General features: G+C 27.3%; 23 protein-coding genes, 1 tRNA gene and 1 riboswitch. Of the genes, 3 read left to right on the top strand and 21 right to left on the bottom strand.

Annotation, left to right across the window (positions count from 1 at the left end; all coding sequences use genetic code 11):
* Positions 1-50 precede the first annotated feature (50 nt).
* The 8 genes from SFBM_RS01950 to SFBM_RS01915 all read right to left on the bottom strand — a co-directional run bounded on the left by SFBM_RS01950 (position 51) and on the right by SFBM_RS01915 (position 8,275).
* Positions 51-2,414, bottom strand: coding sequence for a P-loop NTPase fold protein (locus SFBM_RS01950; RefSeq protein ID WP_007445043.1), 2,364 nt, complete (start codon positions 2,412-2,414; stop codon positions 51-53).
* A 251-nt stretch (positions 2,415-2,665) separates the two neighbouring features.
* Complete coding sequence (locus SFBM_RS01945; RefSeq protein ID WP_005807002.1) at positions 2,666-2,878, bottom strand: hypothetical protein; 213 nt, start codon at positions 2,876-2,878, stop codon at positions 2,666-2,668.
* Positions 2,879-3,279: 401 nt separating this feature from the next.
* Positions 3,280-3,981 (bottom strand): purine-nucleoside phosphorylase, encoded by a 702-nt coding sequence (gene deoD / locus SFBM_RS01940; RefSeq protein WP_005807004.1) that lies wholly within the window; start codon positions 3,979-3,981, stop codon positions 3,280-3,282.
* A gap of 73 nt (positions 3,982-4,054) precedes the next feature.
* Positions 4,055-4,699, bottom strand: coding sequence for a deoxynucleoside kinase (locus SFBM_RS01935; protein ID WP_014017848.1), 645 nt, complete (start codon positions 4,697-4,699; stop codon positions 4,055-4,057).
* A gap of 30 nt (positions 4,700-4,729) precedes the next feature.
* On the bottom strand, positions 4,730-5,389 hold the full coding sequence (locus SFBM_RS01930) for an ABC transporter ATP-binding protein (protein ID WP_014017847.1): 660 nt from the start codon (positions 5,387-5,389) through the stop codon (positions 4,730-4,732).
* Between the two features lie 95 nt (positions 5,390-5,484).
* Entirely contained in the window at positions 5,485-6,504 is a 1,020-nt protein-coding gene (locus tag SFBM_RS01925; protein WP_005807010.1) for a FecCD family ABC transporter permease, read from the bottom strand.
* A complete protein-coding gene (locus SFBM_RS01920; protein WP_014017846.1) occupies positions 6,494-7,366 on the bottom strand; it encodes an ABC transporter substrate-binding protein in 873 nt (290 codons plus the stop codon). Before SFBM_RS01920 ends, SFBM_RS01925 begins: the two co-directional genes overlap by 11 nt.
* Positions 7,367-7,508: 142 nt before the next feature.
* Positions 7,509-7,696: riboswitch (cobalamin riboswitch) on the bottom strand.
* A gap of 21 nt (positions 7,697-7,717) precedes the next feature.
* Positions 7,718-8,275, bottom strand: a complete 558-nt coding sequence (locus tag SFBM_RS01915) for a class IV adenylate cyclase (protein ID WP_007441524.1) — start codon at positions 8,273-8,275, stop codon at positions 7,718-7,720.
* Between the two features lie 84 nt (positions 8,276-8,359).
* On the opposite strand from SFBM_RS01915, the gene SFBM_RS01910 reads away from it, so the two are divergent.
* Complete coding sequence (locus tag SFBM_RS01910) at positions 8,360-9,535, top strand: MFS transporter (RefSeq protein ID WP_005807015.1); 1,176 nt, start codon at positions 8,360-8,362, stop codon at positions 9,533-9,535.
* 56 nt (positions 9,536-9,591) lie between these two features.
* Here the strand turns inward: SFBM_RS01910 and SFBM_RS01905 are convergent, their stop codons facing one another.
* The 6 genes from SFBM_RS01905 to SFBM_RS01880 all read right to left on the bottom strand — a co-directional run bounded on the left by SFBM_RS01905 (position 9,592) and on the right by SFBM_RS01880 (position 15,762).
* Positions 9,592-10,422, bottom strand: coding sequence for a DUF368 domain-containing protein (locus SFBM_RS01905; protein ID WP_005807017.1), 831 nt, complete (start codon positions 10,420-10,422; stop codon positions 9,592-9,594).
* A gap of 96 nt (positions 10,423-10,518) precedes the next feature.
* A complete protein-coding gene (locus SFBM_RS01900; protein WP_005807020.1) occupies positions 10,519-11,427 on the bottom strand; it encodes an SPFH domain-containing protein in 909 nt (302 codons plus the stop codon).
* Between the two features lie 11 nt (positions 11,428-11,438).
* On the bottom strand, positions 11,439-11,702 hold the full coding sequence (locus SFBM_RS01895; RefSeq protein WP_005807022.1) for an NfeD family protein: 264 nt from the start codon (positions 11,700-11,702) through the stop codon (positions 11,439-11,441).
* Between the two features lie 27 nt (positions 11,703-11,729).
* Positions 11,730-12,788, bottom strand: a complete 1,059-nt coding sequence (ytvI, locus tag SFBM_RS01890; protein ID WP_005807023.1) for a sporulation integral membrane protein YtvI — start codon at positions 12,786-12,788, stop codon at positions 11,730-11,732.
* Positions 12,789-12,848: 60 nt separating this feature from the next.
* On the bottom strand, positions 12,849-13,850 hold the full coding sequence (gene galE / locus SFBM_RS01885) for a UDP-glucose 4-epimerase GalE (RefSeq protein WP_005807025.1): 1,002 nt from the start codon (positions 13,848-13,850) through the stop codon (positions 12,849-12,851).
* A 136-nt stretch (positions 13,851-13,986) separates the two neighbouring features.
* Complete coding sequence (locus SFBM_RS01880; protein WP_005807027.1) at positions 13,987-15,762, bottom strand: oleate hydratase; 1,776 nt, start codon at positions 15,760-15,762, stop codon at positions 13,987-13,989.
* Positions 15,763-15,879: 117 nt separating this feature from the next.
* On the opposite strand from SFBM_RS01880, the gene SFBM_RS01875 reads away from it, so the two are divergent.
* Positions 15,880-16,470: a TetR/AcrR family transcriptional regulator gene (locus SFBM_RS01875; protein WP_005807028.1), complete on the top strand. Its 591-nt coding sequence runs from the start codon at positions 15,880-15,882 to the stop codon at positions 16,468-16,470.
* Between the two features lie 16 nt (positions 16,471-16,486).
* On the opposite strand, the gene SFBM_RS01870 is transcribed toward SFBM_RS01875, so the two are convergent.
* Positions 16,487-16,569, bottom strand: a tRNA-Leu gene (locus SFBM_RS01870).
* 144 nt (positions 16,570-16,713) lie between these two features.
* On the opposite strand from SFBM_RS01870, the gene SFBM_RS01865 reads away from it, so the two are divergent.
* Positions 16,714-17,220 carry a DUF4883 family protein gene (locus SFBM_RS01865; protein ID WP_005807030.1) on the top strand — a complete coding sequence of 169 codons (507 nt, stop codon included), beginning with the start codon at positions 16,714-16,716 and terminating at the stop codon, positions 17,218-17,220.
* Positions 17,221-17,246: 26 nt separating this feature from the next.
* Here the strand turns inward: SFBM_RS01865 and SFBM_RS01860 are convergent, their stop codons facing one another.
* The 6 genes from SFBM_RS01860 to SFBM_RS01835 form a co-directional block, all read right to left on the bottom strand.
* Positions 17,247-17,621, bottom strand: a complete 375-nt coding sequence (locus tag SFBM_RS01860; protein WP_005807032.1) for a DUF956 family protein — start codon at positions 17,619-17,621, stop codon at positions 17,247-17,249.
* Between the two features lie 30 nt (positions 17,622-17,651).
* Complete coding sequence (locus tag SFBM_RS01855; protein WP_014017845.1) at positions 17,652-18,569, bottom strand: PTS system mannose/fructose/sorbose family transporter subunit IID; 918 nt, start codon at positions 18,567-18,569, stop codon at positions 17,652-17,654.
* A 23-nt stretch (positions 18,570-18,592) separates the two neighbouring features.
* Entirely contained in the window at positions 18,593-19,405 is an 813-nt protein-coding gene (locus tag SFBM_RS01850) for a PTS mannose/fructose/sorbose transporter subunit IIC (RefSeq protein WP_014017844.1), read from the bottom strand.
* A gap of 15 nt (positions 19,406-19,420) precedes the next feature.
* Positions 19,421-20,392: a PTS sugar transporter subunit IIB gene (locus SFBM_RS01845; protein WP_005807036.1), complete on the bottom strand. Its 972-nt coding sequence runs from the start codon at positions 20,390-20,392 to the stop codon at positions 19,421-19,423.
* A gap of 378 nt (positions 20,393-20,770) precedes the next feature.
* Entirely contained in the window at positions 20,771-21,526 is a 756-nt protein-coding gene (locus SFBM_RS01840; RefSeq protein ID WP_005807037.1) for an HAD-IIB family hydrolase, read from the bottom strand.
* A 103-nt stretch (positions 21,527-21,629) separates the two neighbouring features.
* The gene (locus SFBM_RS01835; RefSeq protein WP_014017843.1) at positions 21,630-23,930 is read right to left on the bottom strand and encodes a hypothetical protein; all 2,301 of its coding nucleotides are present in this window, start codon (positions 23,928-23,930) and stop codon (positions 21,630-21,632) included.
* Between the last annotated feature and the right edge of the window lie 102 nt (positions 23,931-24,032).

The following is a 24,032-nucleotide window of genomic DNA, read 5'->3' as shown; positions in this document are numbered from 1 at the left end:
ATTAAATAATATAAAAACAGAGTAACTACATAAAAATAGTTACTCTGTTTTTAAACACTTATCAAATTATATATGAAATCAATTAATATTTCAAAAGACTCTTCGTTAACATCTTCCAATATTAACTTTTTATATATATACGTTTGTATATAAAAACATAGATATATATAATTTATACCTTTATCAAAACCTTTTAAATTTATATACTTATCTATGTCTATTTTATCTATATTATCGTACACAAATGATATAATACCTTTTACAGAATATCCCTTAAGAGTTTCATGATTAGATACTAAAAATTTATATATACTTAAAATATTTATATTATTATCGGATTTAAAACTATTATCATCAAAATCAGAAACTATAAAATTTGATATCCTAAAAAAACATATCACCATAAAAAATAATATAAAATCTCTCTGATTTACTATATCTATAATGTAACAGAAATTTTTATCATTTCTTAAGTTACACAAATATTCATCTAATTTTTCAAAGCTGTATAAGAAAAAAGACACCTGTCTCTTCAAATTTCTCGGACTATTATCTAATTTTAAATCTATTAAATAATTTACCTTATTCATATTATTTTTATATAACGTTAAATTTTTATAAACTCTATAATGATTTATATTAAATTTAATACAATTTAACAATTTATTATTTTTCTCCATATATATCCATATGGCTATAACTTGTTCATCATCATATAGATCCATATTAATGTATTCTTCTTTTATTAAATTATATATATTATCTAATATTACTTCCCTATTATCCCCTAAAAAAGACTTCTTAAAATAAATATAATTATAATACTCATTTATCATTTCATATCCAGAATTATTAAAATTAAACACAATATTATTCTTGTTATCTATCAATCCACCATTTCTTAAATCTTCCAATAATATTCGTTTATAATCTATCCATTTCTTTTTTAATATATAATATTCCAGATTTATATTATTATAAAGATATACTCCAAACTCTTTTATATATTTATCAAATTCTATATCAAGTAAATGTGTTATCCAACTACCTATATTTAAACTACTATCTTCACATCTCTCAATCTTAATTAATTCACCAAAATATTTAACTAATATGCTATTAATACTTGTACTATCTATCTTAAATATTTTGTGTATAAACATATCTAAATACTGATTATCTATCTTATTTCTTAATATTCCTAAATTTGTTACTAAAATAAATTTTATATAATCAAATCCCAATATATATTGAGAAAAAATCAATATATTAACTATTTGAGAATCATTATAAATTCTTTCTAAATCATCTATTATAAATATAATTCCCTTTTTAAATTTTACCTCAGAATCACTTCCAAATATCTTAACTATACAATTGTTTATTTCATCTTTTATCTCAAAATAATTTTTTTGGATTTTATCATTCATAAAATAATTAACTAAATTGGAAACTTTATCATTCATGACATAATTTATTATATTCATATAGTTTTTTAAAGATTTAGAATTATATATTCCATGTGCCTTAAATAAATTTTCTATTATATAATTAAAATAATCATTTAATTTATTGTTCTCTGTAAATATAAGACTATTAATATTAAATACATAATAATCATCATTCAATTCTTTTTGTAACACGTATGAAAACGTACTCTTACCAACTCCTGATTCCCCATCAATACATATAGTTAATGGTTCCTTATGATAATATTTTAAATAATTACACAATTCTATAAATAAATGTTTTTTTTCATTAAACATCATATTAAAATCATATATAATATAATTATCATCTTTAATAAAATTTTTCTTGCTAAATTTATTCACTTTATTTTCAAATAAATCTGGCAATAATAGAAACTCGAGTTCCGTCATTATAAGAAACAAATTCAATATAGAGTATATATTAAATATTGTAAATATTCCCACATAATGTTTAAAATCATATATAAAATATTCCCTTGAAACATATAGCAATATAAGATAAACAATATAAAATATTATAACTATAATCTTTATCTCAGTAAAATACTTATAAACTACAGTGCATTTTAAATAACTAAGCTTACTTATATAACCCCTTTTTTGACAAGTCATCACAATAATAATAATAAAATAAAAACATAAAAGTATTATAATAAAATCGAACAATGTTAAATTATAAAATTTATGAAAAAATATATTATTTATCTGATTAGCAAAATTATATATTTGAGTTTTACTTAGAGAATTAATTATCTTAGAATTTATTATGCTTATCATAAAAAAACTTATATAAATTAATATAAGTGATTCTGGCACTATCCTAAATATAAATTTTTTTATAAAATCTAATAATTTATATCTAAAAATATATAAGAATATATATAAATATATAATCGCAATTACTAAACTACATAAATACAACACTAATTATTCTGCTCCTACTTATTGCTTATATATTCTCTTTATAATAAAAATACACACATCAATTATTATTAAGATGCGCCTAAAAATATGATATATTTTATAACCTATATTCACATAAAAAATAAAACTCTCTAAAATCACTTTAAAATAACCCTATATTTCTACACCTTCTTCTAAATAACTTGCTATATTTAAATTATCTATAATCAATAATCCTTCTTTACCAATTAGATCACAATATTTTTCATAATTTATTCATATAATTTACCATCTCCTGAATAGCTTATCTTTGTTAACCATTTCTCTAATTCTCCAATTTTTGCCGTATAATACCCCCCTTTTACAAATAAATCAATAATAAATAAATCATAAATATTATTAATCTCTGCTTTTATATTTTCAGAATCTATATCTTTTGTAAAACTATCTGCCTTAGCTTGATCTATACATCTAAAATCTAACATTTCCTTTTAAAAATCAGAATAATAATATTCTCGATCAAATTTATGCGAATACTCATTTGAATTCTCATTTACAGTAATATCCTATACAGCTTACATCGTATTAACATTCCCATAGATTTTATACTACTTGCACTAAATACAATCAATACTCCTAAACCTACTTCCTACATAATATTTTTAATTTTATTTTTTAACATATCCATCATACTCCAAATAAATCAAATCATATTCAATTTCCTAATTCATTTATCCTATTTACTAATTTGATTATAACCACTCTTAATTTTTAAAATAGTAAGTTTTACTTAAATGAATATTAAAAAATAATAGATCCTTACTTTAAAAATAAGGATCTATAAAAATATTTATGTAATTTAACACTTAAATTTTATGTGCACATATTATACGACATCTAAAGAAAGTTCCATCATTTTATTAAATGCAGTTTGTCTTTCTTCAGCTGTAGTTTCCTCACGAGTTATTATATTGTCACTTACTGTTAATATACAAAGTGCTTTAACTCCAAGTCTTGCAGCATTCATGTATAGTGCCGCTGCTTCCATCTCAATCGCTAATATTCCCATCTTTTTCCATAATAAGTATGAATCATTATTATCGTCATAAAAAATATCCGATGATAGTATATTACCTACATTTACATGTATACCCAATTTATTTGCAGATTCAACAGCTTTAGATAACAAATCATAAGATGCTATAGGAGCAAATGTTCCCGGAAGTCCATATTGAGATGCAAAATTTGAATTAGTAGAAGCACCTTGACCTATTACTATATCATATAAATTAAGATTTTCCTGTATTGCCCCGCAACTACCAATTCTAATTAAATTCTTTACTCCAAATTTTGTTATAAGCTCATAAGAATAAATCCCTATGCTCGGCATTCCCATTCCTGTACCCATTACAGAAACTTCTTTACCTTTATATTTACCTGTGAAACCAAACATATTTCTTACAGAATTAAATTGTACTACATCAGTTAAATAGTTTTCTGCAATAAATTTACATCTAAGTGGGTCTCCAGGTAATAGTATACTTTCTGCAATTTTATTACCACCAGTATTAATATGAGGAGTATCCATTATATTTCCCTCCTAAAATTAAGATATTACATATAGTATAATACAATAATCATAAAAATAAATAAATCAGTTTTTAAGCTAGGCATAACTTTTCTTTAACAATCTTTATTAAATTATTCCTATCTTCAAAATTATTTACAACATCCATATTATCCATATCAATCGTTAAAACCGACGATTTACTATATACGTTATACATCCAATCGTCATAACCTTCCCAAATATATCTATAATAATCTACAAGTTTATTATCAATTTCATAAGATCTTCCTCTCATTTTTATCCTATTTATAATCGTATCAAAACTTCCTCTCAAATATATAAATATATCTGGACTCTTCTTTGGAAGCTCATCAAGCTCTTCCATCATATTATTTAACAATGATTCATAAACACTCATCTCAAGTTCTGAAATTCTTCCAAGATCCATATTCCTCTTACAAAAATACCAATCTTCATATATACTTCTATCTAATACATTATTCTTACTAGTTAATGCCTGTTTTATGGATTTAAATCTCTTATCTAAAAAAAATAATTGAAGCAAAAAAGGATATCTATTTAATTTTATCTCCTCATCCGTTGAATTATAAAACAATGGTAAAATCGGATTATCTTCCACACTCTCATAAAATACTTTAGAATTGAATTCCTTTGCTATAATTTCTGAAACGCTTGTCTTACCTAGGCCTATCATCCCACCAACAACTATCACCATTAATTACCTCCTTGATTAATTAAAACCATATTATTTTTTATTCCATTTATTAAAAGAATTTATCATAAATTTCTGAACATCCACCCCATATACACTCTGTAAAATATTTTTATTAAATATGGAGTCAACATCACCATATTTATAAATCTTACTATCTTTAAGTACCATTACCAAACTATCTAGATTTCTAACTAAATTCAAATCATGAAAAACTGACACAATAATCTTATCTTTAAAAATATCTCTAAAATTCTCTATTATGTAAATTTGAGTACTTAAATCTATATTATTATTAAATTCATCGAGCAAAATTATATATGGATCTTGATACAAAATTCTAGATATAAATACTCTTTGCTTTTCTCCTCCAGATAGCTCACTCATAAATCTATCTTTCAAATGATATATCCCCATATTTTTTAATATAATATCTAAATTTTCACAATCACCATATCTAAAATTCCATCTTTCGTAAATATATCTACCAAACCTTATAACATCTGAAACCTTATAATCAAAGTACATATTATTTTGTTGAAATAATATACTAACATTTTTAGCAAGCTCTCTATTTCTAACTTGTCTTACTTCTTTCCCTCTAATTTTTATGCTACCCTCATAATCCAAAAAATTACATATACATTTGAGTAAAGTTGACTTACCACATCCATTTAATCCTATTATGCTCAAATGTTCACCACTTTTAAGCGAAAAACTTATATTATCTAATATCTTATTATTTTTTTTATAAGAATAACTTAAATCTGAAACTTCTAAAATTTTTACTACCTCCTATATTCTCTGAAAAAAATATAACAAAATATAGGTGTTCCTATTAAAGCATTAACCGTAGCTATAGGAATTTCTGCTGGATAAATTATAACCCTTGATATAATATCAAAAATTACCATTAAAATTCCTCCAATAAATAAGCTAGATAAGATAACAACGCTATGCCCCGATCCAAACATTTTCCTCGATATATGAGGCACAACTAAATCAACAAAACCTATAACTCCACTAGCTGCAATACTGGCTCCAGTCAATATAGACACATATAAAAGCATGATTATTTTTATTTTGGATACATTAACTCCTACGGCTTTACTCATATCATCTCCAAAAGTTAAAATATCAAGTTCTCTGCTATAAAACATTGTTCCAAACACTCCTATAATTAAAAACGGTATAATTGAAATGACATATATCCATCCTCTAGATGAAAATGATCCAAGTTGCCAAATAATTATAGAAGATAAACTCTCATGCCTAACAGATGTTATAAGAATAAAAACCGCATTTAAAAATAAAGACATTACCATTCCAATCAATATAATTGTATTATTGGACATACTACTATCGAGTTTCTTACATAAACTAATAACAAATATTATAGTTAAAACTGAAAAAATAAATCCAATCACTGGATAAGTAAAATATCCTAAAAATGTAATATTACATATTGTAAAAATGCCAATGCCAAGAGATGCTCCTGAAGATACACCTATGGTATATGAAGAAGCTAGAGGATTTCTTAATACAGATTGAATAATAACTCCACTAATAGACAACATTCCTCCAACTATAAAAGCTAATAAAACTCTTGGGAATCTTATATTCCAAATAATGCTTACTTCCACACTTGATATGCTATCTCTCAAATCTAATCCAAATAATCCATGCAAAATTATTTCAAAAATATGTACTGTATTCTTTATCCCACCGCCAATTATTAATCCTAAAATAATTACAATAAATGAAAATATAACTATCAATAAAAATTTAAATAAGGTACTAGACCTCATCGTTATACTCTCTTATATATCTAGTAATATCCTTTAACGCACCTAGAAAAAATTGGGATGCTCTTGAAGACATATCTTTATCAATATAATAAATCCTATTATTTTTTACAGCATCTATATTTTCCCACCCATGCCTATTTTTTATCTCATCAATATTTCTTTCTACATTAACATTTGTAAAAATTATTTGTGGATTTGCTTTTATAATTGATTCCTCACTTGGAGAAATCCATCCTTCTAAATTTCCAAATATATTTTCCCCACCAGATAGTTCAATAATTTCATTTAAATATGTACTTCTTCCAAAACTATACAAATAAGGCGCCTGAGAAATTTCAAAATAAACGCTCACCTTCTCGCTATTATTATTACCAATTATATCTTCAATACTGCTCTTAATTGATTCGATCATTTCTTTACTCTTACTAACAATATTAAAACTTTTACCAATTAACTCAATAGAATCATATATTCCCTGAATACTCGTTGGTGTATCTATATTTATAACCTTAACTCCACTATTTTCAAGCTCTACGTACTTAGATAAATCAGATGTATATCCAGATAATAACAAATGAGTTGGATTCAATTTCAATACCGCTTCTATATTAGGAACACCAATCTCAAATACTTGAATATTTTCACTTACTCCCTTAATACCTTCTGAATATTGATCAATTCCAATAATATTATTACCCAAATCTAAACCAACCAATATTTCAGTATTTGAAGGTGCAAGGGAAACAATTCTAATCTCCTTATTTTCACTAATACCTGTATCTATATTTCTTCCACAAGAAACAAATATAGAAAATGAAAATATAAAAATTACGAATGCTAAAAAATTTTTTACAAGCCTCATGTATCTATACCTCCTAAATATTTAAAAAAATAAAATTGCCTCATGGCTATACTCCACAAGGCACTATTATTTAAACGTAAAAACACATTATAAAAAACACTCTATAATGAACCTACGCAAATAACCTCATACTCCGTAAAGCTATAAGCCCATTACATAGGCAGGTATTCCGACTTAGTATCTCTGCATTTATTAACCTTCCCAGATATTATCCAGTGGCATATAAATAAACACTCCTCATCACGGCGGCGGGACCGTATAGGATTTTAACCTATTTCCCTTTTAATAACCAAAATTAAAATTTGATTAACCTATATAATCATTCTACATTCAATAATTATATAAAAATATTTATTCATAATCAATTTTATTTTTATTAAGATCTTCAATTAATTCAAAAATGCTCTTTGAAGTTGTATCTTCCATGCTGTATCCTAAAATATTTACAACTTCTTCTATTTCATTAATACTTTCCCCTTCTATTTCCACATAAGGGTTCGGATAAAAACTCTTATCATTAATATCAATCTCAATTAAAACATCATTTATTTTATAACTCTCTCTATACTTCTTTATCTCATTTTTCATAGAAAGACCTAATGACTTAAATATATTTTCTCCAATCTCCCAACTATCAATCAAGACTTCCTGTTCATCCATAACTTTATATTTATCACTACTTTTCGATAACTTCCTCTTGCTAGTCATATAATAAAAATTCTTATCAGAAATTAAATCCTTAATAATTCTAATTCTAGCATAACCATTATTTCGTAAAAGTCTATCATCATCAAAATCAAATAACTTATTAATTTGATTTTCTTTTTTAACAAGAACTCCATTATATTCAAAAATTTTTCTTCTAATTTCATGAATATCCACATCTAAAATCCTAACTTCTATTTCCACAATAACCACTCCAAATTTTTTATTCCATTATAACATTAATTATTATATAATAACTTCCATAATTATTTTAAGGGGAGTTATAGATTGAATAAATCCAATAGACAATTTACAAAAATTTTTTTACTTAACATGATTGTATACATATCATTAACGATGGTGCATCCTATTACTCCAAAATTTATCAATGAAAATAATTTACCTACATTTTATTTTGGACTACTTCAAGGATGCCTCAATATATCAACATTTATAAGTGCTCCAACATTCGGCATTATATGCAATATTTACGGAAAAAAAATAACAATGCTGATTTCACTCATAGGTTATACTATAGGACAAATTATATTTGGATTTTTCCCAAACAATGTAAGTGTAATCATAGCAAGAATCATATCTGGAATATTTATAGCTGGTTACTTTGTTTCTAGTATGGCTTACGTATCATCCATAACTCCTGTCAAACTTAAACTAAAAAAGATTTCATACTTTAATGCTTCTAATAGCATAGGTGTAATATTAGGATCCTTAATCGGTGGGATTTTAGGCATAAATGATTATAAACTCACATTCTTTACTCAAATATCGATATCTTTATTATCAATAATTCTTATAACTATATTATTTAAAGATAATACACCTAAAAATAAGGATTCTAAATTCACCTTAAAAATATTAAACTTTAAAGATTTATCTAAAATAAAAAAATCAAATAAATTTGTATACTTAATATTACTAATAATGATTTTAACATTCTTAGCGATTCAAGGATATGCCTCTACAATTAGCTATTATGTTGAAGATATCTTAAATTTACCAACAAGTATAAATGGCGTTATACTTGGATCAAGTGGAATGTTTACATTAATAACTAATTTAATAATAATACCTATAGTAGGAAAAAAATTTAACTCTAAATCTCTGTATATGTTCTCAATATTACTATCTGGATCAAGCATACTAATAGCAATGTCTGTAACAAATCAATATATAACAGTTATAGCTCTTCTAATATTCATTATAACACACACTCTAATTACCCCAACTATACAAACATTATTACTTGAAAACTCAACTCAAAATCAGGGAGAAATATTAGGAATTCAAAATGGATTCAAAGCAATAGGATCATTCTTAGGATCAATTTTATCTGGACTATTATTCAATGTATGGTTTAAACTACCATTTATCGTAATTGGACTAAGTTTAATACTATCATTTATAATACTAAAATCATTCAAAGAAAAAAGCCCGCATCATTAATGATGTAGGCTTTTTAAATAAAATACCTATATTATGTAAATAACTTTTAAATAAAATTATTTTCTGTTATCTTTAATATGTCCATCAATCTTACACATAAAATACGAAATCGCAAATCCAAGAATTAAAGATAATATACACGTTAATCCAACCATTGAAAATTCAAAACCTGGAAAAATCAGTACAAGTGATCCTGTAACAAGACCAAGTATTCCCATATATGTTTGAATTTTAAATGCTTTTAAAAGATATTCAATCACTCTAATCATACACAAAAATCCTAATATTACTCCAACACCAAATGGAATTAATATCAAAATATTCAATTCAGATACTGCTACTATTATAGAATTATAAACACCAAAAACTATTAAAATAAAAGATCCACTCAAACCAGGAATCACCATTGCACTTGCAGCTACAAACCCGCTAGCAAAAAGCATAATTGCATTCCTTAAACTCAATTCATCTATAATATCACGACTATAAATCGATATATCCATAAATCTAATACCTATCAAAATCAGAAAGGTTATCAAAAAAAATGTATAACTCAATTTATTCGGATTAAAATCTTTAACAGTTTTAAATAAGATACCAAATGTTCCCAAAATAAGGCCCATAAATAAATAATTCATTTGCCAAGGATACCTATCTAAGAAATAAGATAAAATATTACTAAAAAGTAAAATTCCTAACAGTATTCCAAGTCCTAAAAAAAACAAAAATCTAAAGTTTTCCTTAAATTTGCAAAATATGGTGGATATAGATTTTATTAGTTTATCGTATATTCCCAAAACTACTAACATGGTACCAGCAGATACTCCAGGAATAATATTTGATACACCTAAGACTACCCCATTTAAAATATTTCTTAAATCTCCCAATACAATTCCTCATTTCTAACTAAGTATTATTTTTAACTATATACTTTTTTAAAAAAATATCAACCTACAAAATTATAGGCTGATATTAAATAAACTCTATTGTTCTTTAGTTGAATTATATATTTCCCCTAAAGAAGTCGTTAATGAAGCCAAATTCTGAATCTCTGAAGGTATTATTATTTTCGTAGCTTTCCCATCTGCAACCTTTTCTAAAGCCTCCAATGCTTTAAGAGATAATACCTTCTCTGTTGGATTTGCTTCATTCATATATTTTATACTATCTGCAAGAGACTTTTGAATCTTCAATATTGATTCGGCTCTACCTTCCGCTTCTTTTATTGCAGCCTGTTTCTGTCCTTCTGCCTTAAGAATAGCGGACTCCTTCTCACCTTCTGCTCTAAGTATAGAAGACTTCTTCTCTCCCTCTGCTCTAAGTATAAGTTCTCTTCTTTCACGTTCTGCCTTCATCTGTTTTTCCATAGAATCTTGAATTTCTTGAGGTGGTATTATATTTTTAAGTTCAACTCTATTTATTTTTATACCCCAAGAATCAGTTGCCTGATCTAAAATAGATCTCATTTTACCATTAACAATATCTCTAGATGTTAACGTTTCATCTAATTCAAGATCTCCTATTATATTTCTAAGCGTAGTTACTGATAAATTTTCTATTGCTAAAATAGGATGTTCAACTCCATAAACATATAGTTTAGGATCTGTAACTTGATAAAATACTACAGTATCAATCATCATAGTTACATTATCCTTAGTTATTACTGGTTGAGGATCAAAATCTATAACCTGCTCTTTAATTGATATCTTCCTAGCTACCCTATCTATAAATGGAATCCTAAAATGTATGCCAACCTCAAATGTCTTATAGTATGCCCCAAACCTTTCAATTACATAAATATAGGCTTGAGGTACCACTATCACACAACTAAAAATTATTCCTAAAACAATAAAAACTATTAAAATCACAGCTAATAAACTTATTATCGGCATAATTATTCTCCTTATTTAACTTCTCTAACTATGAGTTTAACTCCTCTTATATCCAAAATTTCAACTTTTGTACCCTTTTTTATAACCTCACATTCATCATAATTTATAGCACCCCAGTAATCATGATTAATTTGTACCTCTCCAAGTGATTGAATATTGTCAATATCTTTAGTAACTAATCCTATTTTCCCAATTAATCCATCAATATTAGTGCGTGTTTTTTTAAAATTAAAAATCTTAAAAAATACTGATTCCTCATTATTCAAGATAACCACTCCTACCAAAAATCAAAATTCTATTAATTACTTAAATAGTTTAATTGTTCCACTATCATTTAAATATTTTATAATTGTTGCAATTATAGGAAGGATAAATATTCCTAAAAATCCAAATATTTGAGCACCAAGAAATATACTTATGATGATTACAATAGGATTAAGTCCTATTTGACTTCCGACAATCTTAGGCTCTAATATATATCTGATTATTGTGATAATAGCATAAATAACAATTAACCCTATGGATAAATTATAATTTCCTTTTACTAATTCGATTATTGACCACGGTATAAGTATACCACCCACTCCAATTGCTGGCAATATATCCAAAATAGCTATAATAACCGCAAGCAATATAGCATTAGGTATACTAAAAATAGTAAATCCTATACTCAATTCGATAAATGTTAACGTCATCAATATAAAATACGCTTTCATTAATTTAAATATAGTTCCAAAAATATTTCTTTTTATATTTAAAATTATATGCTGTACACGTTCTGGAAATTGCCTCATTACAAACCCTGTAAATCTGTAATAATCCAAGGTAAACAAAAATGATGAAATTATAGCAAAAATAAATTTTACTAAAAAAGATGGAATCTTAGTTGCAATAGATGCAATTAAATCAACAGCTGATAAAGATATAGAATTAATAATATTCATTATATACTTACTTATATTTTCTAAATCTATTACAGTACTTAATTCCGGTATTATATCTTGTATTTTATATATAATAACATTAAGTACAGGTTCTACATTAAATGTATATATCTCAGGTAGTTTTTGAAAAATACTACCAATATATCTAAAAAATTTAGTGCCAAAAAATATAAGTATTATAAAAATACTTATATATATAAATAATAAACTAATAACTCCAACAAATTTTCTATTTATCTTAAATTTAGTTGATATGTAATCAACTGGCCTCTTTAAAATCACAGAAATTAAAAATGCAAAAATAAATGGAGATAATATAGGTAACGCATACTTAAATATAAAGACTATAATTCCTAGTATTATTAAAAAATATAGGAACTTAATGATAAATTCCCTCTTTTTATTTATACTATCCAATTTATCCTCCTTTATTGATATAATTTCAAATACTTGTATAATAATAAAATTGTATCTAAGTTAAATGTGAGCTTTGATATAATTCCATGAATCTAAACACATATCCTCTATATCAAACCTAGACTCCCATCCTAAAATTTCTCTAGCTTTAGTCGTATCTGCGTAGAATTCATCGATATCTCCATCCCTTCTACCACAAATCCTAATATTTATTTTCTTACCACTAACCCTCTCAAAACACTCAACGAGTTCAAGAACACTAGTTCCCTTTCCTGTACCTAGATTGATACCTATATTACCTTTTGATATTAAAACATATTTCATAGCTTCCAAATGACCTCTAGCTATATCAACTACATGAACATAATCACGAACACCTGTTCCATCTACAGTATTGTAATCATTTCCAAACACATTTAAAAACTCTCTCTTAGATATTGCAACATCACATATGTATGGCATTAAATTATTCGGAACACCTTTAGGATTCTCTCCTATTAAACCACTTTTATGAGCACCAATCGGATTAAAATATCTAAGCATGACACAGCTAAAATCCTTATTAGAAACATAAATATCAGATAATATTTGCTCAACCATAACTTTTGTATATCCATAAGGACTTGTTGCAGATTTTTTATAATGCTCTAAATATGGAATTGGATTATCTTTATCGTATACGGTTGCAGAAGATGAATAAATAAACTTCTTACAATTAAATTCCCTCATACAATTTAAAATATTTAAAGTACCTGAAACATTATTATAATAATAATCAAGGGGTTTTTCAACAGATTCCCCTACTGCTTTAAATGCTGCAAAATGTATAACACAATCTATATTATTCTCTAAAAATATCTTCTTTAAAATACTATAATCTAGTATATCTCCTTCATAAAATTTAACACTCTTCCCTGTTATATATTCTATACTGCTCAAAACATCTTTATCTGAATTATATAAATTATCTATACCTATTACATTATATCCATTTTCTAAAAGTTCAACACTTGTATGACTACCAATAAATCCAGTAGCACCTGTAACTAATATGTTTTTCATATTAAATACTCCATCTTTATAATTATTCTTAACTATATATTCAATTATTTTAATACATAAATCAATAGTTTTTTATACATATTCTAGCTTTTTAATTAAAAAAGGTAGCACATAAGTACTACCTAAAATATATATTTTATATTAATTTATATTCTTTCAATAGTTTCTCAACATCAGTCCCAGATATCTTCTTAAGTAATTCCTTTAATGCGATATTCTCCTTAAATCCTAATTTCATATCCGTAATCTTCTTACCATCCCTCATACAATAAGTTGCATTTACTAAATCTCTTATATCAAAGGTACTTCCCCAAACTTCCGGAACTCCACGATCAACATTTAATAAAGTATATACAGATTCTATACCAGTTCTTGCTGAATACTCTATCGTAAAAATTGTGTCTCTTTCAGTTTCAGCAAATTGTCCAATAAATGCAAAGTTTACAGATCCAGTCGGTACAACATTTGGTCTATCTCCTTTAGACCTTGGCATGAAAAATGCAGTAATATACGGCATCATACAAGGAACAGTATTAGCATGATTCTCAGCTAAATCCACTATTTGATCTTCAGGAACACCTAAATGATATAACCACTCCATACAAATTTCTTTACCAGTGCAATCTCTCATAGGTTTCTTTATATAATCCCCAGCTACATCACTAAATAGTCCATAAATCCACCCGACTAATTGACCCTTAGGTTGTTCTCTAAACTGAGGTTGACGATTAAATGTCCAACTAAGCAACCATTTAGAGTCTTTGACAGTAACAATTCCTCCCGTTACAACTTTTCCTGAAAATGGATCACGTTGACAAATATTTTTTATATACGGAACAATTTTATCATCAAGTACTGTAACTGTTGCACTCATCCAGTTACTTTTTTCAGCATCATAACAAAACTTATCAGGATTACCAAATGATGGATCCTTAACTGAGATTCTTCTCCACATATCCCAGCCACCACCTTCTTTAATCTCAGAATTAAGTACTGCTGGAGTATTTTGAGAACCAATTGATGAATTTTCAACACATCCACCATTTGTTATAAATAATAAATCATTTTCAGTTAATTTTATTTCTTCTTCCTTACCATCTCTTAATATTTTTATCGAAGTTGCTTGCTTTTTGTGCGGCTGAATATCAAATTCAACATCAACTACCTTAGTATTATATTGAAAATCAACATTATGAGACTCCAAATATTTAATAAGAGGGAGAATCATTGATTCATATTGATTGCGCCTAGTAAATCTTACAGCTTTAAAATCTGGCATTCCTCCTATATGATGTATGAATCTCTTTATATATAATTTCATTTCTAATGCACTGTGCCAATTTTGGAATGCAAACATAGTTCTCCAATATAACCAGAAATTAGATTTTAAAACTTCATCATCAAAATAATCAGTTATAGGTTTATCGTATAAGTCTTCGTCTGGAGTAAAAAATAATCTCATTATTTGTAATGATGCCTTATCTGATAATCCAAATTTATTCTCCATTTTTGCGTCTTCGCCCCTATTTACGGTAGCACGTCTTAAAGAATAATTTGGATCTTTCTTATCAAGCCAATAGAACTCATCTAAAACTGATGCTCCTTCAATCTCAATAGAAGGTACGGATCTAAATACATCCCAAAGTATTTCATAATGATTATCTATTTCACGTCCTCCTCTCATTACATATCCAATACCTTTATAATCGAACCCATCACACGCTCCTCCAGGGATTGAATCTTTTTCAAGTATATGGATATTTTCTCCTTTCATTTGAGCATCACGAACAAGATAAAATGCAGCTACTAAAGATGCAAGTCCTGATCCAATAAGATACGCAGATTTATTATCAACACCCTCAGGTTTAATAGGTCTTGCAAATGCCTCATAATTTCCACTTGAATAATACATTATTTTTAACCTCCTGTTAATTACATAATTAATTATATATAATTATTACATTATCAATTTAACATTATCAATGGACAATCATACACATTTTGTTTAAAAACTTAGGGAGGATATAATATGAAAAAACAACAGGACACAACTAACGAAACGAAAAATTCATTTATAGTTTCTTTTTGTAAACTCTATATGAAGAAACCAATAGAGAAAATTTCAATACGTGAATTAACAGATACCGCTGGATATAACAGAACTACATTTTATAATTACTTCAGCGACATCTACGATGTTTTAGATTATATAGAAAACTCAAGCATACGCTATGTTAAGAAAAACATTATAATAGATATGAAAAAAGAAAATCCGAGCAAACAATTTATAAATACATTTTTAAATATTTACGAAAATTGGGAATCATATATAAAAGTTCTTCTCAGTAACCAAAATAGTGCTCATTTTACAGATCGACTAAAAAAGGAACTATTTAGTTCATGCATGGATGCATTTAATCTTCCTAAAAATAATATTAGAGCTGAATATATACTGGATTTTTATTTGTCTGCAATAATTTCAGTCATAAGTCGATGGATCAAAAATCAATCAGAAATGAGTTCATTAGAGATGGCTAATTTACTAGAGGACATGTTAAAAAACAATATATTTACAAAAATAGATAATTACACAAAAAAAGAGAAGACTCTATCAAAGTAATCTTCTCTTTTAACCATGGTACCGCTGATGGGACTCGAACCCATATGGTTTCCCGTACGATTTTGAGTCGTATGCGTCTGCCAATTCCGCCACAGCGGCATATCAAATAACATAAGTGATTCTATCACAATAATTATCCTTTTTCAATAATTTTTATATATTTTTATCATAATCCTAAAAAAAAAACATACCTTTAGAATAAAAGAAAGAGTTAACATAATTAAAAACATTAGAGGTAACATTATGATTAAATATCTTAAAATTCTATTAATATGTTTAATATTTCCATTCTTCATATTAAGTTGTAATTCTAATTTTATAAATACCCTAAAATCTCCATTAAAAATAAAAAAACCATCATTAAGTCTATATACTAACAATCTAATCAAAACTATTAATAACTCCGCTAATAGTAATTTAACAATTTCAATCTTTTACTCTAAACTTGGTAAAAACAAAACGATTCCTAAAGAATATATAGAAAATATTAGTTCATTTTTTAATTCATTAAAACCTGAATACTTTTTAGATTATTCAACATCTAACCTTGATACAAAAAATCCAGAATATAGATTGACAGTATATCTAAATGAAAAAAGCATTTTTGTTATAGATATACTAAACGATAAATATATTACTATTTATCCATGGGATGGATCATATGAACCAGATTTAATAGATATATCCAATTTACATACTAGAACTAATTTATTCAATATCGCAGATTATCTAATTAAATATCATAATTAATTAAAAAGGGACTGTATATACAGTCCCTAATTTTTATTAAATATCTTCCGTATTCCACCAACTATAGATTTAAAAAATCCAAGAGATCTAAACATACGGTCCTTATCTACATACTTACAAACTTCTCTTAAAAGCAATTTATTATTCCTTGACGAAAAAGTAAATGTTCCATTTTTATGAGTTACAATCATAAATCTCGGTATCCATTTACCGTTAAATTTAACAGATACGACTATATGACTTATCTCCTCCCAAGGAATTTGTATATTATCTTTAACATTCCTCTCATTATAAAACTCAAATGATTTATTTCCTATCATAATATTTCCATAACTTGGAACATTTAAATAAGATATACCTTTTATTGCTAAATCTACTTTTGTATTTAAAGAGGTAATCATACATCTTCTCCTAAATAAATTACATTTATCCTACATAATTCCAAGGAGATGTGCAACTATACCTACTACGAATAAAGCTATTATTATTAATATAGGAGAAACTTTCTTTTTAAGTAAGAAACAACATAAAAGAGTTAATAGCAATGCTGCAAGTCCTGGTATCAATTGATCTAAGTTTTGTTGGAGTGTAGTAACTTTCTCAATATTCAACCCATTTGCTCCTAAAGCACTGTATTGTTCTAGCGCACTCTTTATTCCCTCTGCACCTGACTGTATTTTACTCCAATCAATATATGCTCCTTCTTGCTGAGTAACTCTAGATACTACAGGTGTAAAAGAAATGCTAACCCATCTTTGCACAAGAGAACCAATGATAAACATACCAAGTATAGATGCTCCTTGAGTAATCTTTCTAAGAAGTCCTCCTGACAAGTCTTTCGCTATTGAATTCCCAACCTTATATCCAAACTCTTGTGTATACCATAAAAATCCCATACGAATAATATTCCAAACAAAGAAGAATATTAGTGGACCTATAATATTTCCACTTAATGCTAATGACGCTCCCAAAGCTCCAAGTATTGGACGCAATGTAAACCAGAATATTGGGTCACCAACACCTGCAAGTGGTCCCATCATACCTATTTTAACACCCTGTATAGACTGATCATTAACATCTGCCCCATTAGCCCTTTCTTCTTCTAAGGCAAGAGTTACACCCATAACTGGTGCAGATACATATGGATGCGTATTATAAAATTCTAAGTGTCTTTTTAATGCAGCTACTCTTTCTTCATCAGTTTTATAAAGTTTCTTTATAGCAGGAATGATTGAATAACACCATCCTCCATTTTGCATACGCTCATAGTTCCAAGAACCCTGAAGAAACTGGTGACGCCAAGCAACACTTATACGATCTTTTTTCGATAATTTAATTTTCTCTTGCATTACTTATCTCCTCCATTAAAATCCTAATAATCATTTAAAATATCTCCAAGTGGATCACCTGAACCAGTTCCACCTCTACCATTTCCTGAATTCTCTTTTAGTGTTAAATATATAATTGCTAACGCAAGTCCAATAGCACCTAAAGCAATTAATGTTAATTGTCCTAGTGCTGCAAGTACAAATCCTAATATAAAGAATGCCCAAGTTTCCTTAGTTGACATCATATTGATTACCATTGCATAACCAACTGCTGCTACCATACCTCCACCAATTGCCATACCTGTTGATAACCAATCTGGCATCATGCTTAAAGCATCTGTTACAGCTGATGCTGGAATAATACAAAGTGCTGCTGCTGGTATTGCTATACGTATACCTTGTAAAAATATACATAAAATTTGCCAAACTTCTATAACCTTTATTTTACCTTTTTCAGCTGCCTTGTCCATAAAGTGAACTATTGGAATCGTTATAGTTCTACATAGCATTGTGAGGAATAACCCTGCAACTGATAACGGTATAGCAACAGCTATAGATGTTGAAATTACTGTTTGAGTATCTACTGATCCATTTTGAAGTCCTAAAACCATAAGTATAGATGATGCAACTGATGCAAGTGCAGCATCTGGTGCTACAGCAGCCCCAATATTTGCCCATCCAAGTGCTATCATTTGAAGTGATCCCCCTAATATAATTCCCTCAGTTAAATGACCACTTACTAAACCTATTAATGTACAAACTACAAGTGGTTGATGAAACTGAAATTCATCAAGAATACCCTCCATACCAGCAAGTAGTGCTATTATAATAATTAAAATTATAGTAATGGCAGACATTATATCCTTCCTCCTCTAATTATTTGATAATTCTGATTTTGCTTTCTTTAAAAGATTATCTATATTCTCTCCTGAATCACTAGGTACCTTTTTTACATTGAACTTTATGCCAAGAGATATCAATTTTTCAATTGCCTTAACATCATCTTTACCCATTGCTATTGCTCTATTTACAACAACTTTACCTATTGAATGTGCAATCGAACCTAAGTTAATTTCTTTTATGTCAATTCCACTTTCAACTGCTCTAAGTGCATCTTCAGGACTTTCAAATAAAAGCATAGCACGAGTATTCCCAAATCGAGTATCCTTATCTACTTGAGCCATTTTACTTATTGGAACAACATGAGCCTTAACCCCAGGAGGAGCAGCTTGTTCAATCATTTTTTTCCTTAAATCATCTTTAGATACATTATCTGATACAACTATAATCCTAGTTGGATTAACTGACTTAGTCCAAGATGTAGCAACTTGTCCATGTAACAACCTTGTATCTATCCTAGCTAAAACATAGCTTATTCTTTTACCAGTATTCAAACTATCATCTACTTTTGTTGTAGAAGATTGTTTCTTTTCAATTTTCTGCTCCAACTCCTCTGGAAGAATTTTTATACCACTCCTTGATTCAGAGAGTATATGTTTTGCAATATCATGGGCAGTATACATCGATAAACGAGAAGCATATGCTTCGATCAACATAGGTAAGTTCAATCCTGTAACTATAGCCCACTTACCACCATTTTCAGTAACTAATTTATTTGCCTGATTAAATGGTGTTCCTCCCCACATATCAACTAAGAATAATATTTCATCTTTATTATCCATTCGACCTATGGCATTCTCCATTTTAAGTCTTATATCATCAGGACCTTCATTTGGTAACAATATAACCGATTCTACATTATCTTGATCACCAAAAATCATTGATCCAGATTGTAAGATACCATCAGCAAATTTACCATGACTAGCAAGAATAATTCCTACCAATTTAATTCCCCCTTAATTTTTACATAACGTTATAAATATTATACTAGAAAACGTTTTCTCAAAGCAATATTGGTTGAAAAATTTTAAGTTGAAATAGACAATTAATTTATATTAATATTGTAAATCAACTGGACACAAATTTAAATTAAATATTCTTATTTTAATAAAATACTTTAAAATATTTATAGAGTTTTTATTCCCAAAATAGATAAAAAATATCCAAACTATTTTATTAAATAAAACTCTATATATTAAAAACTAAAATAATAAATTATATCGATATACTAAATCCATAAATTCGAAATACTTAAATAATAATTATTATATTTAAATTACATAAATATTTCAATAATAATAATTTTACTTTTATACAATAAATCATAAAATATATTTCTCTATGCACTCACTAACTGAATTAACAATAAAATTCACATGATCTTTTAATTTTTCCTCAACTGTATGAAAAGTAAATGAGTTTTTTGTTTCATTAAACATACTAATATCATTATATGAATCACCAATAACATATAAATTTTCTCTATTTACTCCAAATTCTTTTAATATCAAATCAACTCCATTTCCTTTAGAACATCCCTTAGGTACAATATCTATAAAATATGAATTCCTATATGCAACAATCACATCTCCAAATTCATCATTTATATCATTACACATTTGATCAACTTCCTCAATATCTACATTCGAAAAATCTAATGACATTAAAGAATTTTTGTTATTCACTAAATCATTAATTGTCCCCTGTTTTATAAAATCCCAAGAATACTCATTTATACCTCTTAAGGTTATGCTTTCATATCCATTATCAATCCCTATAAAGCTTGAGTATTTATATTTATCATAAATTTTTTTTACTATCTCATAAGGTATTACTTCATGCTTCAACACACGATTTTCTTTGTTTATAACTAATGCCCCATTTAATAAAACATAAAAATCTGGATCTATATTATACTCATCACAAAGAAATTTAACCCCATTATATGGCCTTCCCGTTGAAACACCAAACAAATGTCCACATTTTTTCATTTTTAATATACTTTCTCTATTTATATTATCAAGTTTACTATTAAAAATAAGTGTACCATCTAAATCCGATGCTAATATTTTTCTCACACACTCACACTCCTTAAAAATCCTTTAAAAAATAAAGATAGAGAAATTATCTCTACCTTTATAATAAATTAATATTCTATTTCATTCAATAAATTAATTTTCCTTATGGATTTACTCCAATTCTTGCAGAAAGATCAGCAAACTCACTACTTGTTGTCATATCACTAAGAATCTTCATAACTGATTCTGTATGAGAAACTCCATTTGCAATCAATTCAGTATATACATTTGTCCAGAATTGAAGACCTTGAGGTTCTGGATCTCTTAAAACTAAAACGTGGTAAAGTCTTGTTATTAAATCATCAGGTGATTTTATTAAATTCATAAACTCAGGAACATATCCTAAATTCTTTATGAAATAACTTAAATTTATATTTTTACTCAAAAGTCCATTCTTCCAGTAATTATATCCTTCTTCATCAATATTTTGAGTGTCCCTACTCAAAGCTTTATTATACGCATTTATAAGGAATGAATCTAATGAACTTCCCTTATTAATTAAAAGAGAATCTATTTTTACTGATTTAGCCTCTCCCTTACTATCCATATAACCAATAACGATATTGCTATAAGTCTTTCCTGGAATTAACCCTTTTATATTAATAGCATTTGTTTCTTTAACAAACACTGGTAATAAGCTCGGTATTTCTTTACCATCAACAGTTATAGATATAGAAGAATTTTGTGAAATATCATAAATGCTAGTATCAAATAAGAGACTTAATACTCCTGGATTCAATATATATTTAGCACTAATTCCACTTGGAGCAACTAAAGTTACATCAGATGATTGAGAATCTGAACTTTCACTTATAGATGAAGTAGATGCTGAATATAACTTATTATTTTCATCTATTAAATACAAACTCACGTCATACTTATTTCCTTTTTCAAATCCACCTAATGTCAATGTACTTGTACTGTTTAAAATACCTAACTCTGCACTAGATAAAACAAATACATTATCATTAACCATTACCATTGCTTTTTGTATATTCGCATTTACCTTATCCCAGCTAAACTCAGCCGTATTATTAGCTTTATAATATCCCTTAAAGTTATTAATTGCAGAACTAATTTGAGTCATATCTAAAACACCGTAATTTTGGGAAAGAACTCTTCTATTAGCATCATAAGTTGTAAGTAATAAATAAATATTTCCACTTTTAATGTCAGTATTAAATTTAACTCCGCTCTTTCCATCACCAAGTTCTACAGTATTATAAGTTGAAAAATCTTCTGATGTACTCCACATAAGATCGCTATATACCATCGACTCCAACCTATCCCATGAAGCCATTACTTGACCATTATCAGATGCATATACAAAATTAGAGAGGTTATGTACTACATGAGTATAATCATATGTATAAACAGTTCCTGTTTTAACGTCTGTTATCTTAACAGAATACTCACCATTAAACAAAGATTTTCCTTCATCTGGATAAACAGTAAATGAACCCCTATCTTCATTTAGAGTGGCTTTAAAATTAGAAACTATAGATGTGCCGCTACTCTTTTCAGCTACATTAACCAAAAATTCATTTCCAGCTTTAAAATTAGAATTAGATAAATTTACTTCTATACCTATTAAGTCCTTACTTAAACCTAACTTAATAAGCGATGATTGTTGAATAGCACCCTCTTTTACAATAACAGATCCATTATACTCCAATCCAGTCCCGTTTATAATAGTAATCTTTATTTCTGATCCATCCTTAACATTTTCAACAATATAAGAATTATCTTTTACATCAGATGCTGTTAATTCTTTATAAAGTTTTCCATCAACAGATATCTTTACAGTCTTAATACCTTCAACAAAATTCGCCCAGCTTAATTTTACCCCTGCACCTACAAACTCATATTTTAAACCTTTTATATCTCTAGTTTCAGTTGAATTTATAGAAACTTTCCTAACACTCTCATGAGTAACACTTCCTTTAGAATCGAAGAATCTTACTCTTAAATAAAACTCTCCTTTAATGTTAGGTGTAAATTCTGCCCCTTTAGGTTTAACCTCTATGTAACTTGGATTTAAAAAACTAATATCCTTATCTATCACAGCCTCAATCTTACTAGGCCTATTAGCTACATGTCCATAATCCCAATTTATATAAACTTTATCCCCAGTAGTCCAGTAATAAAAATAAGGAACCTCAGGATGATTAGAACTTGTTTGGGCATCTTTATTTTGAGTCAATTGATTCTGAGTTGTTTGATTCTGATCTTCATTTGTTTTATTTTGATTAGTCTGATCTTGAGTCAATTGATCCTGAGCTGTTTGATTTTCAGACGAAACAGTAGCACCTGCAACTACTCCTGCCTGTAAAACAACACTTGCTACAGCTGTAGTAGTTGCAATTCCTTTTCTTAGATTTTTAGATTTTTTATTGCTAGCCAACTACACCCCTCCTAAATTTATTCAATTTATTAATATGAATTTAAATATGTTTTATTATTGTTAACATTTTACCATATTTCTTAATAGTTTTCAAGAATTTAA

Origin of the sequence: Candidatus Arthromitus sp. SFB-mouse-Japan (genome assembly GCF_000270205.1) — a bacterium.
Lineage (GTDB): Bacteria > Bacillota > Clostridia > Clostridiales > Clostridiaceae > Dwaynesavagella.
Note: the sequence above shows the minus strand (reverse complement) of the source record. Positions and strands in the feature narration are given on the sequence as shown.

Excerpts from the sequence above, each read along its gene's own strand:
- SFBM_RS01875 (WP_005807028.1), top strand. The coding sequence starts at position 15,880 with ATGAAAAAACAACAGGACACAACTAACGAAACGAAAAATTCATTTATA.
- SFBM_RS01920 (WP_014017846.1), bottom strand. The coding sequence starts at position 7,366 with ATGAGGCTTGTAAAAAATTTTTTAGCATTCGTAATTTTTATATTTTCA.
- SFBM_RS01945 (WP_005807002.1), bottom strand. The coding sequence starts at position 2,878 with ATGTTAGATTTTAGATGTATAGATCAAGCTAAGGCAGATAGTTTTACA.
- SFBM_RS01900 (WP_005807020.1), bottom strand. The coding sequence starts at position 11,427 with ATGCCGATAATAAGTTTATTAGCTGTGATTTTAATAGTTTTTATTGTT.
- SFBM_RS01865 (WP_005807030.1), top strand. The coding sequence starts at position 16,714 with ATGATTAAATATCTTAAAATTCTATTAATATGTTTAATATTTCCATTC.
- deoD (WP_005807004.1), bottom strand. The coding sequence starts at position 3,981 with ATGGATACTCCTCATATTAATACTGGTGGTAATAAAATTGCAGAAAGT.
- SFBM_RS01850 (WP_014017844.1), bottom strand. The coding sequence starts at position 19,405 with ATGTCTGCCATTACTATAATTTTAATTATTATAATAGCACTACTTGCT.
- SFBM_RS01880 (WP_005807027.1), bottom strand. The coding sequence starts at position 15,762 with ATGTATTATTCAAGTGGAAATTATGAGGCATTTGCAAGACCTATTAAA.
- SFBM_RS01855 (WP_014017845.1), bottom strand. The coding sequence starts at position 18,569 with ATGCAAGAGAAAATTAAATTATCGAAAAAAGATCGTATAAGTGTTGCT.
- SFBM_RS01925 (WP_005807010.1), bottom strand. The coding sequence starts at position 6,504 with ATGAGGTCTAGTACCTTATTTAAATTTTTATTGATAGTTATATTTTCA.
- SFBM_RS01935 (WP_014017848.1), bottom strand. The coding sequence starts at position 4,699 with ATGGTGATAGTTGTTGGTGGGATGATAGGCCTAGGTAAGACAAGCGTT.
- galE (WP_005807025.1), bottom strand. The coding sequence starts at position 13,850 with ATGAAAAACATATTAGTTACAGGTGCTACTGGATTTATTGGTAGTCAT.
- SFBM_RS01860 (WP_005807032.1), bottom strand. The coding sequence starts at position 17,621 with ATGATTACCTCTTTAAATACAAAAGTAGATTTAGCAATAAAAGGTATA.